Source organism: Faecalibacterium sp. AF10-46 (genome assembly GCF_003604105.1).
Lineage (GTDB): Bacteria > Bacillota > Clostridia > Oscillospirales > Ruminococcaceae > Faecalibacterium > Faecalibacterium taiwanense.
In genome coordinates this window covers 1-12,993 of sequence record NZ_QVGY01000009.1, presented here as the reverse complement: position 1 = coordinate 12,993, position 12,993 = coordinate 1, and the positions used below count along the sequence as shown (strand labels likewise).

The window sequence follows — 12,993 nt, the reverse complement described above, 5'->3', positions numbered from 1 at the left end:
ATCAGGCCTCGCCGCGCTGCGTTGCCTTGTAGGCCGCGCAGACCGTTGCCGTATCGCCGTTCATTTTCAGGTGGCCGTGGCTCAGCCATGCCACCTTGCTGCACATGCGCTCGATCTGCTCAATGGAGTGAGACACCAGAATGACCGTGGTGCCGCCCGCCATCAGCTCCTGCATCCGTTTTTCGCACTTCTGCTGGAACAGGAAATCGCCCACCGAAAGTACCTCGTCCGCAATGAGGATATCGGGCTTGGTGATGGTGGCAATGGCAAAGCCGATGCGGGCCACCATGCCGGAGGAGTAGTTCTTGAGCGGCACATCCAGAAAGTTCTGCAGCTCGCTGAACTCCACGATCTCATCAAACTTTTCGTCCAGATACTTGGGCGAGAAGCCCAGCACCGTGCCGTTCAGATAGATGTTCTCGCGGGCAGTCAGGTCCATATCAAAGCCCGCGCCCAGCTCGATGAGCGGGGCGATGGAGCCGCGGACCGTCACCTTGCCCTTGCTGGGCTTGTACACGCCCGCAATGGTCTTGAGCAGGGTGGACTTGCCCGAGCCGTTCAGGCCCACAAGGCCGTAGAAATCGCCGGGCATGATGTCCAGACTCACGTCCTTCAGGGCGTAGAATTCATCGTACTGCAGGCGGCCCTGCACCATGGCCAGAAAATACTCTTTCAGGCTCTCATGCTTTTCCTTGGAGAGGTTGAAGCACATGGAAACATTGTCCACTTTGATGATTGGTTCCATTGTTCTTCCTCCTTAAATATGCAGCACAAAGCGGTCCTGCGTTTTGCGGAACACCCACACGCCCACCAGCATGGAGAGCACGGCGCAGCAGCCGCACACCGCGAACATGTTGAAATCCAGCGGGATGCCCCACATCACGGTACGGCGGAAGCCTGTGATGTACCAGTACATGGGGTTCAGCTTGATGATCTGCTGCATGTTGAACCCGCCGATGGAAAAGGTCATCTGGGTGGGGTCGTAGAAGATGGCGGAAAAATACAGCAATGCGGTGATGAACACGCTCCAGATGTGCATGATATCCCGGAAGAACACGGTAGCCGCTGCCAGAAGCAGGCCCACGCCCAGACTGAAGAAGAACAGCGTCACCAGCGGGTAGACCGCCTCGATGAGGGTCAGGTGGAAGGGTGCACCGGTAAAGATCATGACCAGCAGCAGCGCCACAAAGCTGAACACGCAGTTCACCATGGCAAAGCAGCACTTTTCCAGCGGGAAGATATACTTGGGGATATACACCTTTTTGAGCAGGGGCGCAGCGCCCAGCACACTGCTCATGCCGGTGGAGGTGGCCTCGTTGAAGAAGTTGAACAGCAGCTGGCCGCACATCAGGAACACGGCAAAGTTGTCGATGCCGCTGCCCCGCATGTCCATCAGACTGCTGAACACGGCCCAGTACACAAGGCACATGAGCAGCGGGTTCAGAACGCTCCACACCACGCCCAGCACGCTGCGGCGGTATTTGAGCTTGAAGTCACGGCTGACCAGATTCCACAGCAGGTAGCGGTAGCACCAGAAGCCGTTCCACATTGCTTTGAATTTTGCCACAGGCGATCACCACTTTTCAAAATATTCAAACTTCTGTGCAGCAAAGGGCTCGTGCAGCTTGTCCTTTGCGCTGGTCTTGTGCTCGCAGCCGCAGTCCGGCCACTGCACGTTCACGGTGGGGTCATCGTAGGGGATGCCGCCCTCGCTGGTGGGGTCGTACACATCGGTGCACTTGTAGCAGAACTCTGCCACATCGCTCAGCACCAGAAAACCGTGTGCAAAGCCCTCCGGGATGTAGAACATCTTCTTGTTCTCCTCGGACAGGGTCACGCCCACCCACTTGCCGAAGGTGGCGCTGTGGGGGCGGCAATCCACGGCCACATCGAACACCTCGCCCTTGGTCACGCGCACCAGCTTGCCCTGCGTGTGCTCCTTCTGGAAGTGCAGGCCGCGCAGCACGCCGCGGGTGGAGCGGCTCTGGTTGTCCTGCACGAATTCCTTATCGATGCCGGCTTCGGCAAACTGATCCTTCTGATAGGTCTCCATAAAATAACCGCGGTCGTCGCCGAACACCTGCGGCTCAATGACCACAACACCGGGGATCTCGGTCTGAGTAAACGTAAACTTGCCCATATTTTGTACCTCTCTTTTTGTGAAGCATGTTTGTTTTATCTGGAAAAGTCTGTTCGACGCAGGCTTTTGCGCTTATTTGCCGCGGCGGGTCTGTCCCTGTTCCGTGCGCGTTCTGCGGCGTTTCTTCCGCCAAGTGATGAACCGCACCACCAGAAAGGTCACCAGCGCTGCCGCTGCGGTGGACCCCAGCGAGATGCCCAACAGCCAGAATGCATGGCTTTGGGGCTTTACCGCCTTGGCCGCTTCCAGCTCCTGACCGGTGCTGTTCTCCAGCAGTTCAGGCAGGCCGGAAATTTCCGCATCCACACGCACGCTGGTGCTCTCCTGCTTTTCGCCGCCGTGGACGGTGTACACAGCGTACACCTCCGGGTCGGAGCCAAGGACATAGCTTTCCGGCAGTTCCAGCGTCACCTCCACATCGTCGGCAGTCAGGCCGTTGGCCAGCAGCAGCCGCACGCCGGGGTCGGAGACGGTCACGGTGCCAAGGCTCCCGCCGCCGCCCACCACGCTCAGTGGTGCTGTGATGCCCTGCGCGGGCAGGTCGGTGTAGCCGGTAAAGGTGCTGAACGCATAATCCAGCAGGGTGCGCATATCGTTGTATTTATCGGTGCTCAGCTCGCTCTGCATGGTCACGCAGATGAGCCGGACGCCGTTCTGCTCCGCCAGACAGGCGTAGCTGTAGCGGGCCGTGTTGGTATAACCGAGCTTGGAACCCAGAATGGACGAGATGTAGTACCGGCTGGAGCCAATGCGCATCTTGTCCTGCTGGGAAAAGTAGCGGGTCACGGGCTGGATGTTGGTGGGGTCCATGGTGTACATCTCATTGCGGGTGAACACCTGCTCAAAGCCCGGCTGCTCCAGTGCCCAGCGCAGGATCTGCGCCATATCGTAGCAGCTGGTGTAGTGGTCGTCGTCACTGATGCCGTGAGGGTTTGCAAAGTGGGTGTGCGCAAGGCCCAGCTCTTCTACCCGCGCATTCATCTTTGCCACGCCGTCCGCGATGGTGCCCTCTCCCACATATTCGGCCAGCAGGTTCGCGCCGTCGTTGGCGCTGGCCATCTGGGTGGCATACAGTGCATCCGTCAGGGGGACCTCTTCGCCTTCAAGCAGGGCGATGTGACTGGAATCGGTGCCCGCCAGCGAGTAAACATCCTCGTGGGTCACGGTGAGCTTTATATCATCCCAGTTCCCCTGCGCCTTTTCGCAGGCAAGGCCCAGCGTCATCACCTTGGTGATGGATGCCGGGTGCAGCTCTTCGTTCATATTCTGCTGTGCCAGCACAAGGCCGGTGTCTGCATCGATGATGCAGTAAGCGCGGGTGGCACCAAGGGCAGGGCCAGCCGCCGCTGCCCCCGGCACGAACACGCAGATCATAAGCAGCACAACGCACAGCGTCGCCGTCAGTTTTTTCATCTGGTTTTTCTCCATTGAGCGTTTTTCTGCCCGTCGTACTGCACCGGCAAAGCATCAGATAATAGTATACCACACTTTGCCCCGGCTGAAAAGACATTCACGCGTCGTGATTTCCCAGCAGCACCGGCTGCAGCTGCCGCCCGGCCAGCGCAGCGTCCAGTGCAGCGGGTAGACGGGCAAAGTCCGCCTTCAGGCTGTTGGGCTTGTGGGTGGGGTCATCCTGCCCGTAGGGCACAAAATAGTAGTGCTTGCGCTGGTAGAGCCGGGCCATGTTCTCCCCCGATGCGCCCAGCCCGTCGTTTGTGGAAACGCCCACCACCACCGGGCATCCCACCCGCAAAAGGCTTTTTGCCGCCAGCGTTACCGGCGTATCGGAAAGGCCCTCCGCCAGCCGTGCCAGCGTGGCCCCGGTGCAGGGCGCGATCACCAGTGCACTGGCCAGCTTTTTAGGGCCAAGCGGCTCCACGGCCTGCAATGTGTCCAGCACTGCGTGGCCGGTAAGGGCTTCCAGCCGTTCCTGCCAGAACTGCCCGGTGCCAAAGCGGGTATCCTGCTTTGCGGCAAAGCTCATGATGGGCAGCAGCTCCCAGCCCTGTTCTGTCAGCTGCTGCGCTGCCGCAAGCGCCGCTTCCAGTGTGCAGAAGCTTCCGCACACCGCAAATGCAATGCGTTCTTTTTTCTGCGTGCTCATGTGTGTTCCTCCCGCTCCCGCAAAATGGTCAGCACGGTGCGTGCCACCGCTTCCCCGGCCGTATCCGGCGCACAGGCGGCGGGCAGGCTGAGCGCATGGATGGCCTTGCAGCCCAGCCGCTGCGCCGCAGCAAAGTCGGTGCCGCCGGGCTTCGATGCCAGATCCACGATCAGGCTGCCGGGCCGCAGAGCCGCCAGCACCGGCTCGGTCAGCACCGGGGCCGGGATAGTGTTCACCACCGTATCAAAGGCCGGAGCCAGCGCGGCCAGCCGGGCAAGCTCTGCCCCCCGCAGGCCAAGGCTCTCGGCCAGCGCACGCTGTTCGGCGCGCCGGGCACAGACAGTCACATTTGCCCCCAGTGCCGCCAGCCGCGCCCCCAGCGCCTGCCCCACCGGGCCAAAGCCCAGCAGCAGAAGGTTTGTGCCCCACAGGGTACGGGTGCGCTCGGCCAGCAGGATGCCAATGCAGCCCTCCGCCGTAGGGATGGCATTGTACACCGTCAGCTCCGGTCGGGCAAAGTAATCCACCAGCTCCACGCCAGCTTCCTGTGCGATGGCCTTTGCCTGAACTGAGAGCCTGCCGCCCAGTGCCACCGCACCGGGCTTTGCGGCCCGCAGCAGCTCTGCCAGCGGGGTGCGGGCCGCATCCAGCGGCAGAGGCAGCAGGATATAATCTGCCAGTGCAACCTGTTCGGCTCCGCCCACCGCATAACCTGCCCGTTCCAGCACCCGGCCTGCCGCCGCCTGCCGGGCATCGGTGCCCACCACCGCAAACAGCTTTTTCTCTTCCATGCCGCATCCCCCTTTGCCTGCTCGTGGGCCATCCTATGCACGAGAAATATTTGTTGTGAAAAAAACTCCTCCAGCTTTCGCCGGAGGAGTTTTTTATCACGATTATAGAATGCGCCGCCCTGACATCCGGCACATCTTTTATTTTACGAACTTTGCCACAGCACGGGCTACGATGCCGCCCAGAATGCCGGAGACAAGGAACTCGGCCACGCCCTGCACGCCGACCAGCAGCACCACGAACATGAAGGGGTTCGCAGCGCCCTTGACGGACACCAGATTCTGCACGTAGTCACAGCCGTAGAAGGCCAGCACGATCCAGCCCATGAAGAACACCGTGTTCAGGAACGGGGCGCTCATGGCGCTGACGATGTAGCTCCATGTGCCGGGCTTGTCGAAGCGCTTCAGGCCGCTGAAGATCAGGCCGCAGCACAGGCCCATCAGCACACGCATACCCACACACAGGATAAAGGTGTTGACGGGGCTCACCTGAAACAGTGCGCCGGTCATGGCGGAAGCACCGGTGATGGCATCGTAGAAGCTCACTGCGCCGAACACACCGCCCAGCAATGCGCCCACAGCGGGGCCCATGGTGATGGCACCCACTGCAATGGGAAGGGTCAGGAAGCTCATGTACAGCGGGCCCACAGGCACACTGCCCAGACCCACCATCTTCATGACCAGCTCAATGGCAACCAGCAGCGCCACACGGGTAAGAGTTTTCGTATTTTTCATATTCAGTTTTCCTCCTGCTGCCGTTCCGCCCTATACGTCGGATACGGCGCAAACCTGCCCGCTCTATGCGGGTTTTAAAGTAAATATTCAAATAATTTGGAGCGCGTTTTGTCAGGGCGTGTTCCAATGGAAATGGCTGTTTTGGGGGTCAGTGGTCGCACGGGAAGCGGATGCCCGCATTGCGGCGGGCCACCGTGAGCACACGGCTCACCGCGATGGTGGTATCCTGCATCCGGCCGCACATCTCCTGATCTCCGCTCTCCAGCGCACGGGCAAAGGCTTCAAACTCTGCCGCCTGCCGGGGCCTGCCGCCATTCAAGTTATAGTGCTCTTCCTTGCCCTCGTTAGGGTGGAAGGTGATGCCGCCGCAGCAGTTGGCGGTGGACTTCTGCAGGATATAGCCCTTCGTGCCCTGAATGATGTACCGGGCCGGGGCCGCGCAGTCCTTGGCGGCGATGCTCACGGCCTTGAAGCCGCTGTAATCCATGGTCAGGATGCCGCTGGTGTCGATGCCGCGCTCCATGTTGGCGGTATATTTGGCCTGATTCGGCTCCCCGAACAGGCCCACGATGTAGCTTACATTATATACGCCAAGATTCATCAGGGCACCGCCGGCACAGGCCGGGTCAAAGGCAGGCTGTACATCGCCTGCACAGAAGGCATCGTACCGGCTGGAATACTGGCTGAAATTGCACTGTACCAGCTTCACGGTGCCAATGCGGGGCAGCAGCTCCCGGATCTTTGCGTAGTTTTCAAGGTACTGGGTGGTGATGGCCTCAAACAGGAACACCTTTTTGTGCCGTGCCAGATTTACCAGTTCTTCCGTCTGGGCCGCCGTGGGTGCCAGCGGCTTTTCCACAATAACATGTTTGCCTGCTTCCAGCGCCACGCGGGCATAGCGCACATGCTGCAGGTTCGGCACTGCAATGTACACCACATCCACCCACTGCAGCAGTTCCAGAAAATTGGTGGTGTGCTGCGGCACGCCGTACTGGCCGCAAAGGCTCTGAGCCAGCTCGGCACTGCGCTCGGTGCTGCAGATGGCCTGCACCGTAAAAGGCGTGTGCTCTGCAAGCCATGGCAAAAATTCCCGCACGATCTTGCCCGTGCCAAGAATGCCTAATTTCATCTGATTTTTCTCCCCATCCTGTCGTTGGTCAGCCTACCAGCGCTTCCGGCTCGCGGCGGGTGCGCTTTTTGGGGTAGGTGCGCTGTTTTGCATGGCCGTGCTGGTTCTGTCGGCCATAGTGCCTGCCGCCGCCCGCACTGTGGTGCTGCGGCTGGGACGCATTGAGCTGGTACAAAAGGGCAAGTCCCTTCATCAGCAGCTCCGGGTCGTAGGTCAGCGGGTGGCGGCACAGCGGTGTCACATACTTTGCCAGCCCTCCTGTTACCACCAGAGTGGCCGGACGGCCAAGCTCTTCCTCAATGCGCTGCACCATGCCGTCAATGAGCACAGCCGTGCCCATCACGGAGCCGGACAGCATACATTTTTCGGTGTTGGTGCCAATGGCGCTTTTGGGCGAGCCAAGATGCACCTGCGGCAGCTGGGCACAGCGGTCGCCCAGTGCCCGCAGCCCGGTGGAAAGCCCCGGGCAGATGACACCGCCCCGGAACACGCGGTTCTCGTCCACCACATTAAAGGTCGTGGCAGTGCCAAGATCCACCGTGACCACCGGCAGCGGAAAATTTGCCGCCGCATAAGCCGCATCCACAAGGCGATCCTTGCCCACGGCGTGGGGTTCCTCCACCCCCATGGTCAGTCCGGTTCGGATCTCCGGCGAGACGATGACCGGCTTCCTGCCCGTATAATGGCGGGCGCACTCAGCCAGTGCCCCGGTGATCTGGGGCACCACGCTGGTGAGCACAGCGCCCTCAAAGCGCATGGGGCGCTCAGGATGGCGGCGGTGCGCAAAAATTTTATCCATTTCGACACGATATTCTGCAGCCGTGCGGGTGCGCACCGTGTCCATGCGCGCCACAAAGCATACACGTCCGTCCCGAATGCCCCCAAGGGCGACGGTGGTGTTGCCTATATCAATGGCTAAGATCATAATTCTGTTTTCCCTTTATAACGCGGCAGTATCCGGCAGGACGGCGGAGAAAGCTCCCCGATGGCCTGCCCCTCACCGCAGTCTGTCTATTCTTTGTCAAGCTGTATTTTACCGCATTTTGTCCCCAGTTACAAGCCCGTACAAAGATTTTGTTGTGCTGGCGGAACTTTTGCATTATACTAAGGTAAGAAATGTGGAAACAGTATGTTTTTGCAGGAGGTTTTACCAATGGATCTGAACGGAAAATGCGTCCTTCTGGGCGTAAGCGGCGGCATTGCCGCCTATAAAATGGCCAACGTGGCCAGCGCACTGCGCAAGCTGGGAGCCGATGTGGAGGTCATTATGACCCGGAACGCCACCCAGTTCATCACTCCTCTCACCTTTGAGACCCTCACCGGCCACAAATGCATGGTGGACACCTTTGACCGCGATTTCAAGTTTGATGTCACCCATATCTCGCTGGCCAAAAAGGCAGATGTGATCCTTGTCGCCCCGGCCACTGCCAACGTCATCGCCAAGATGGCCCACGGCATCGCCGATGATATGCTCACCACCACAGTGTTGGCTGCAAAGTGCCCCAAGCTCGTTTCTCCGGCCATGAATACCGGAATGCTGGAAAACCCCATCACGCAGGATAATATCGCCACGCTGGAACGCTACGGCTTCACGGTGATCCCCTCCGAGAGCGGCGTGCTGGCCTGCAAGGATGTTGGCAGCGGCCGTCTGCCTAAGGAAGATGTTCTAATCGAGTATATCCTGCATGCCATTGCCCGGCCCAAAGATCTTGCCGGTCTGCGCATTACCGTCACCGCCGGCCCCACGCAGGAGCCGCTGGACCCGGTGCGCTACCTCACCAACCATTCCACCGGCAAGATGGGCTATGCCCTTGCCCGTGCCGCCGCCATGCGCGGCGCGGATGTCACCCTCATCCACGGCGAGACTGCCCTGCAGCCGGTCAAGTTTACCACCGATGTGCCCGTGACCACCGCCCAGCAGATGTACGAAGCCGTCACCAGCCGCTTTGATGCTGCGGATGTGCTCATTATGGCCGCTGCCGTGGCCGACTACCGCCCCGCTGCCGTGGCAAACGACAAGATCAAAAAAAAGGACGGCGACATGTCCATCCCTCTGGAACGCACGCCGGATATTCTGGGCACCATCGGCCCCAAAAAGACCCACCAGTTCCTGTGCGGTTTTTCCATGGAGACCCGCGATCTTGTGGAAAACTCCTCTGCAAAGCTGACCAAAAAGAATCTGGACATGGTGGTTGCCAACAATCTGAAAGTGGCCGGTGCCGGTTTTGGTGTGGACACCAATGTAGTCACCCTCATTACCCCGGACGGCACCCGTGAGCTGCCGCTGATGAGCAAGGCCGATGTGGCCGATGCCATTCTGGATGAAATTCTAAAACGCCGCTCCCAGTGAGAAAAAGTGGCTGTCGCATGTGCAACAGCCACTTTTTATTTTTCCTTCCGTGCAAACACGATGCCAATGGTACCCGGGCCGGAATAGCCGCCGATGGTGGTGCCGATGTCTGTCTCGTGGCATTCCTTAAAGCTGGCGTATTTCTTCAGCCCCGCCTTCACTGCGTCCATGCAGCCGGGCTTCGGCTGGCAGGAGGAGATGAACACAAGGCTGTCCTCGATGTCGTCGCGTTCCACCAGACGGTCGGTGATGTACTTGCCCACGCAGATGGGCAGGCTGCCGCGGTATTTTTTGACTACCTTCAGTTCGCCGTCGATCACTTCCAGTGCGGGCTTGATGCCCAGCAGGTTTGCCCCGAAGGCCAGCACACCGGAGCAGCGGCCGCTCTTGGCCATAAAGTCCAGCCGGTCCAGTACAAAGCTCAGCTCTACCCGTTTGGCAAGGCTCTGTAGACGCATCGTAATGTTGCGGGGAGTCAGGCCATCTGCAGCCCACTTGGCCGCTTTTAGCACCAGATAGCCCTGCCCCGTACAGATATTCTGACTGTCCACCACATAGACATTCTCGAATTCGCCTGCCGCCAGCTTCGCATTCTGGAAGCAGGACGAAAGCTTGCTGCTGACCGAAATATGGATCACCGCATCGCACTCTTTGGCAAACGGCTCAAAAAAATCGGTATATTCCACCAGATTTGCAGCGGCGGATTTGGGCATTTTGCCACCCGCATTCACATAGGCAAACACATCTGCCGGGTGGATCGTTACGCCGTCCAGATAGCTGTCCTCGCCCATCAGAATGTGCATGGGCATCAGGGCAATGTCCCACTGTGCCAAAAGCTCTTCGGACAGGTCGCAGGTGCTGTCCGCTGTGATCTTGATTCTCATGTTATTTCTCCTTTTATAAAACCGTTCTGCATCCTCTGTCGGTCGCGCCTATGATCCCTCAAAAAAATTGTCCTTTTCTATTTTACCACAGATGATTCAAAGTTGTTAAGTATTTTGGAAAGGCAAATGTAAATCTTTTATGAAGCAGTTCCCGGTTTCGGTTTTCTTGTACACTTATCACAAATTCCGAATTGGATTTATGGTTCTTTCCGAAAATTCGGGTTTACCTGTTTATTTTGTCCGCCAAAAATTATATAATAAGATGTATCCTAATAGAATGGATTGAATCGGTCTGCTCTGCGGCCGTTATTTATTTGGAGGTTGCCTTATATGTTCATGTACACCGATTACAACCAGCACCTGCTGGACAATGTAAAAAAGATCCACTTCATCGGCTGCGGCGGCAGCGGCATGTATCCGCTCATCCAGATCCTTGCCGCAAAAGGCTACGAGATCTCCGGCAGCGATGTGCTGGATGGCAGCATCATCCGCTACGAGCGTGAGATGGGTGTCAAGGTCAGCCTGGGTCACAGCGCCGATAATGTGATCGGCACCGACATGGTGGTCTACTCTGCCGCCATTTCCAAAGATAACGTGGAGCTGAATGCCGCTGCCTCCTACGGCATCCCCACCATCGAGCGCAGCGTTCTGCTGGGTTACGTGAGCCGCCTGTACAAACAGAGCATCTGCGTCTCCGGCACTCACGGAAAAACCACCACCACTTCCATGATCACCACCGCGCTGGAGCTGGCAGGCCGCGACCCGTCCGCTGTCATCGGCGGCAAGCTGCCCCTCATCAACGGCTACGGCAAGGCCGGCAAGGGCGACGACATCGTGATCGAGTCCTGCGAGTTCGCCGAGACCTTCCTCAAGCTGACCCCCTATCTGTCCGTTGTGCTGAACATCGACAACGACCATCTGGATTACTACGGCAGCATGGGCGAACTGAAGTTTGCCTTCAAGCGCTTTGCCCTGATGACCAAGTTCATGATCTTTGCCAATGCGGACGACAAGAACACCATGGATGTCATGTACACGCTGGACCGCCGCGTGCGCACCTTTGGCATCCAGAACGACGGCGATTATCAGGCATTGAACGTGAATGAATACAAGCCCGGCTTCTTTGAGTTCGACCTGAAGGAGTGGAACAAGGTCACCGGCCATATCCGTCTGGCTGTGCCCGGCTACCACAACATTTACAATGCGCTTGCCATGTGCGCCGTCTGCCGCTTCATCGGCCTGACCGTGGAGCAGTGCGCCGATGCAGCCCTGAATTTCAAGGGTGCCGGCCGTCGCTTTGAGGTTTACGGCGAGTGTAACGGCGCTTTGGTCGTGGACGATTATGCACATCATCCCACCGAACTGCGCGCTACCCTGAACACTGCCAAGGAGATGGGCTACAAGCGTCTGATCGCCGTCCACCAGCCGTTTACATACAGCCGCACCAAGATGCTGTTCAACGACTTTGTGGATGTGCTCAAGATTCCCGATATCACCGTGCTGACCCCGATCATGGGCAGCCGTGAGCCCAACGATCCCACCATTACCAGTGCAAAACTGGCCGCTCAGATTCCCGGCTCTGTTCTGGTGAACAGTCTGGAGGAGGCCGCCGAGTGGGTCAAGCAGAACGCCCGGGAGGGCGATCTGGTCATCACTCTCGGCTGCGGCGACATCTACAAGGCCAGCAAGATGATGGTGGCTGATAATAAGTAAACTCCAGCCAATAAAATATGCGGCCCCGTCACGTTGAATGCTCAACGCGGCGGGGCCGCTTTTTATGATTGTCTGTCATTGGGAAGATACAATAACACCTCACAATGCCTGCCGACTTCTCCAATATCTTAAACTGTACTTGCTTCAAGGTCTTTTAATGCTCTTCCATCCGTTGTTTTCCATGTTCTGGGCCCACTCACACTATACCCTAAAAGGAAATCAGCTGCCGCCGAAGAACTCGAAAAAAGGATATCATCTGTCAGTACTAAATCTTTTACATGCCCATCCTGAAAATACTTTTCTCGCAACTTCACTGCACCCGCGGTCAAAGATTTGTCGGATGTTTTTTCATTTACTGTTGCACCTTTCAGCACAACGAAACCTTCCGTTGTCACTTTACCATTTGCTTTAACATTTCCAATTTCAATGCTCAACATTTCATCATCAAGTAAAGAATCATTTTGCGTAGGTGTATTTAAAACAGCTTCCAAAACCTTATATCCCAATGCACTAATCAGAATTTTCACATTGTCAATAAATTCTTCCATTACAGCAATTTGAGATTCTTTCATCACAGTATTGCGATATGTATTTTTTGTAAGAACCTCATAGCGTTTACAATTTCTCGCAATTTCAACAAAGCGATTTTCAAGATACCGTATCAATGCTTTATTCAAATCCCGACCAACAAAAATCACAGCTGTAGTCCAGTAATACTTTTCTTTTTCGGCTTGATAATCACGGATATGCTGTACAAGTCTTTCTTTTACATTTTCCGCTTCACCAATGTATACAGCTTCTGTTCCATCATCCTCTTTGCAAAATAAGAAATAAACGCCCGCCTGCATAATATCATTTCTCGTACAGGACGGAACGTCAATCCTTGGAATTTTTATTGCTTTACCGTTCCAGTTCGAAAGCTCTGCCGTTATAATGCTGTCTGGCGACCCGTTCACCAAAAATAGCTCAATAGATTTTCCATATGCCATATTCTCTTCACCTGCCCTTTTCATTCTATCGCATCGTACCTTGAATTTCAATTATTGATTTTCCGACAAGAAAAAACGCTTTGAGATTTCTCTCAAAGCGTTTTCTGTTCAAGCCGGCGACTACCTATTTTCACGCGCCGTTTCCAGCGAACTATCTTCGG

The 12,993-nt window shown here is 56.9% G+C and carries 13 protein-coding genes; 2 read left to right on the top strand and 11 right to left on the bottom strand.

Features of this window, described 5'->3' with window-relative positions; translation table 11 throughout:
* Position 1: 1 nt before the first annotated feature.
* From DWV57_RS10080 to DWV57_RS10040, 9 genes are all read right to left on the bottom strand, one after another.
* Positions 2–745 carry an ABC transporter ATP-binding protein gene (locus tag DWV57_RS10080; protein WP_005943870.1) on the bottom strand — a complete coding sequence of 248 codons (744 nt, stop codon included), beginning with the start codon at positions 743–745 and terminating at the stop codon, positions 2–4.
* A gap of 12 nt (positions 746–757) precedes the next feature.
* Positions 758–1,567, bottom strand: a complete 810-nt coding sequence (locus DWV57_RS10075) for an ABC transporter permease (protein ID WP_223388262.1) — start codon at positions 1,565–1,567, stop codon at positions 758–760.
* 6 nt (positions 1,568–1,573) lie between these two features.
* Positions 1,574–2,140: a dTDP-4-dehydrorhamnose 3,5-epimerase gene (gene rfbC, locus DWV57_RS10070; protein WP_097777386.1), complete on the bottom strand. Its 567-nt coding sequence runs from the start codon at positions 2,138–2,140 to the stop codon at positions 1,574–1,576.
* Positions 2,141–2,212: 72 nt separating this feature from the next.
* The gene (locus tag DWV57_RS10065; RefSeq protein ID WP_120020762.1) at positions 2,213–3,553 is read right to left on the bottom strand and encodes a serine hydrolase; all 1,341 of its coding nucleotides are present in this window, start codon (positions 3,551–3,553) and stop codon (positions 2,213–2,215) included.
* A 97-nt stretch (positions 3,554–3,650) separates the two neighbouring features.
* Positions 3,651–4,244 carry a dipicolinate synthase subunit B gene (locus tag DWV57_RS10060; protein ID WP_120020697.1) on the bottom strand — a complete coding sequence of 198 codons (594 nt, stop codon included), beginning with the start codon at positions 4,242–4,244 and terminating at the stop codon, positions 3,651–3,653.
* Entirely contained in the window at positions 4,241–5,035 is a 795-nt protein-coding gene (locus DWV57_RS10055) for an NAD(P)-dependent oxidoreductase (protein WP_120020696.1), read from the bottom strand. Before DWV57_RS10055 ends, DWV57_RS10060 begins: the two co-directional genes overlap by 4 nt.
* A gap of 138 nt (positions 5,036–5,173) precedes the next feature.
* Positions 5,174–5,767, bottom strand: a complete 594-nt coding sequence (locus tag DWV57_RS10050) for an ECF transporter S component (RefSeq protein WP_242959221.1) — start codon at positions 5,765–5,767, stop codon at positions 5,174–5,176.
* A 148-nt stretch (positions 5,768–5,915) separates the two neighbouring features.
* Entirely contained in the window at positions 5,916–6,896 is a 981-nt protein-coding gene (locus tag DWV57_RS10045) for a Gfo/Idh/MocA family oxidoreductase (RefSeq protein ID WP_120020695.1), read from the bottom strand.
* Between the two features lie 28 nt (positions 6,897–6,924).
* On the bottom strand, positions 6,925–7,821 hold the full coding sequence (locus tag DWV57_RS10040) for a type III pantothenate kinase (RefSeq protein ID WP_097777381.1): 897 nt from the start codon (positions 7,819–7,821) through the stop codon (positions 6,925–6,927).
* A gap of 228 nt (positions 7,822–8,049) precedes the next feature.
* Between DWV57_RS10040 and coaBC the strand changes: the two genes are divergently transcribed.
* Positions 8,050–9,246: a bifunctional phosphopantothenoylcysteine decarboxylase/phosphopantothenate--cysteine ligase CoaBC gene (gene coaBC / locus DWV57_RS10035; protein ID WP_120020694.1), complete on the top strand. Its 1,197-nt coding sequence runs from the start codon at positions 8,050–8,052 to the stop codon at positions 9,244–9,246.
* A 35-nt stretch (positions 9,247–9,281) separates the two neighbouring features.
* Here the strand turns inward: coaBC and DWV57_RS10030 are convergent, their stop codons facing one another.
* Complete coding sequence (locus DWV57_RS10030; RefSeq protein ID WP_097777379.1) at positions 9,282–10,130, bottom strand: DegV family protein; 849 nt, start codon at positions 10,128–10,130, stop codon at positions 9,282–9,284.
* 330 nt (positions 10,131–10,460) lie between these two features.
* Here DWV57_RS10030 and murC point away from each other — a divergent pair, with 330 nt between their 5' ends.
* Complete coding sequence (gene murC / locus DWV57_RS10025; protein WP_120020693.1) at positions 10,461–11,843, top strand: UDP-N-acetylmuramate--L-alanine ligase; 1,383 nt, start codon at positions 10,461–10,463, stop codon at positions 11,841–11,843.
* A gap of 128 nt (positions 11,844–11,971) precedes the next feature.
* Here murC and DWV57_RS10020 read toward each other — a convergent pair whose 3' ends face one another.
* The gene (locus tag DWV57_RS10020; RefSeq protein ID WP_097777460.1) at positions 11,972–12,832 is read right to left on the bottom strand and encodes a GIY-YIG nuclease family protein; all 861 of its coding nucleotides are present in this window, start codon (positions 12,830–12,832) and stop codon (positions 11,972–11,974) included.
* Positions 12,833–12,993: the final 161 nt, after the last annotated feature.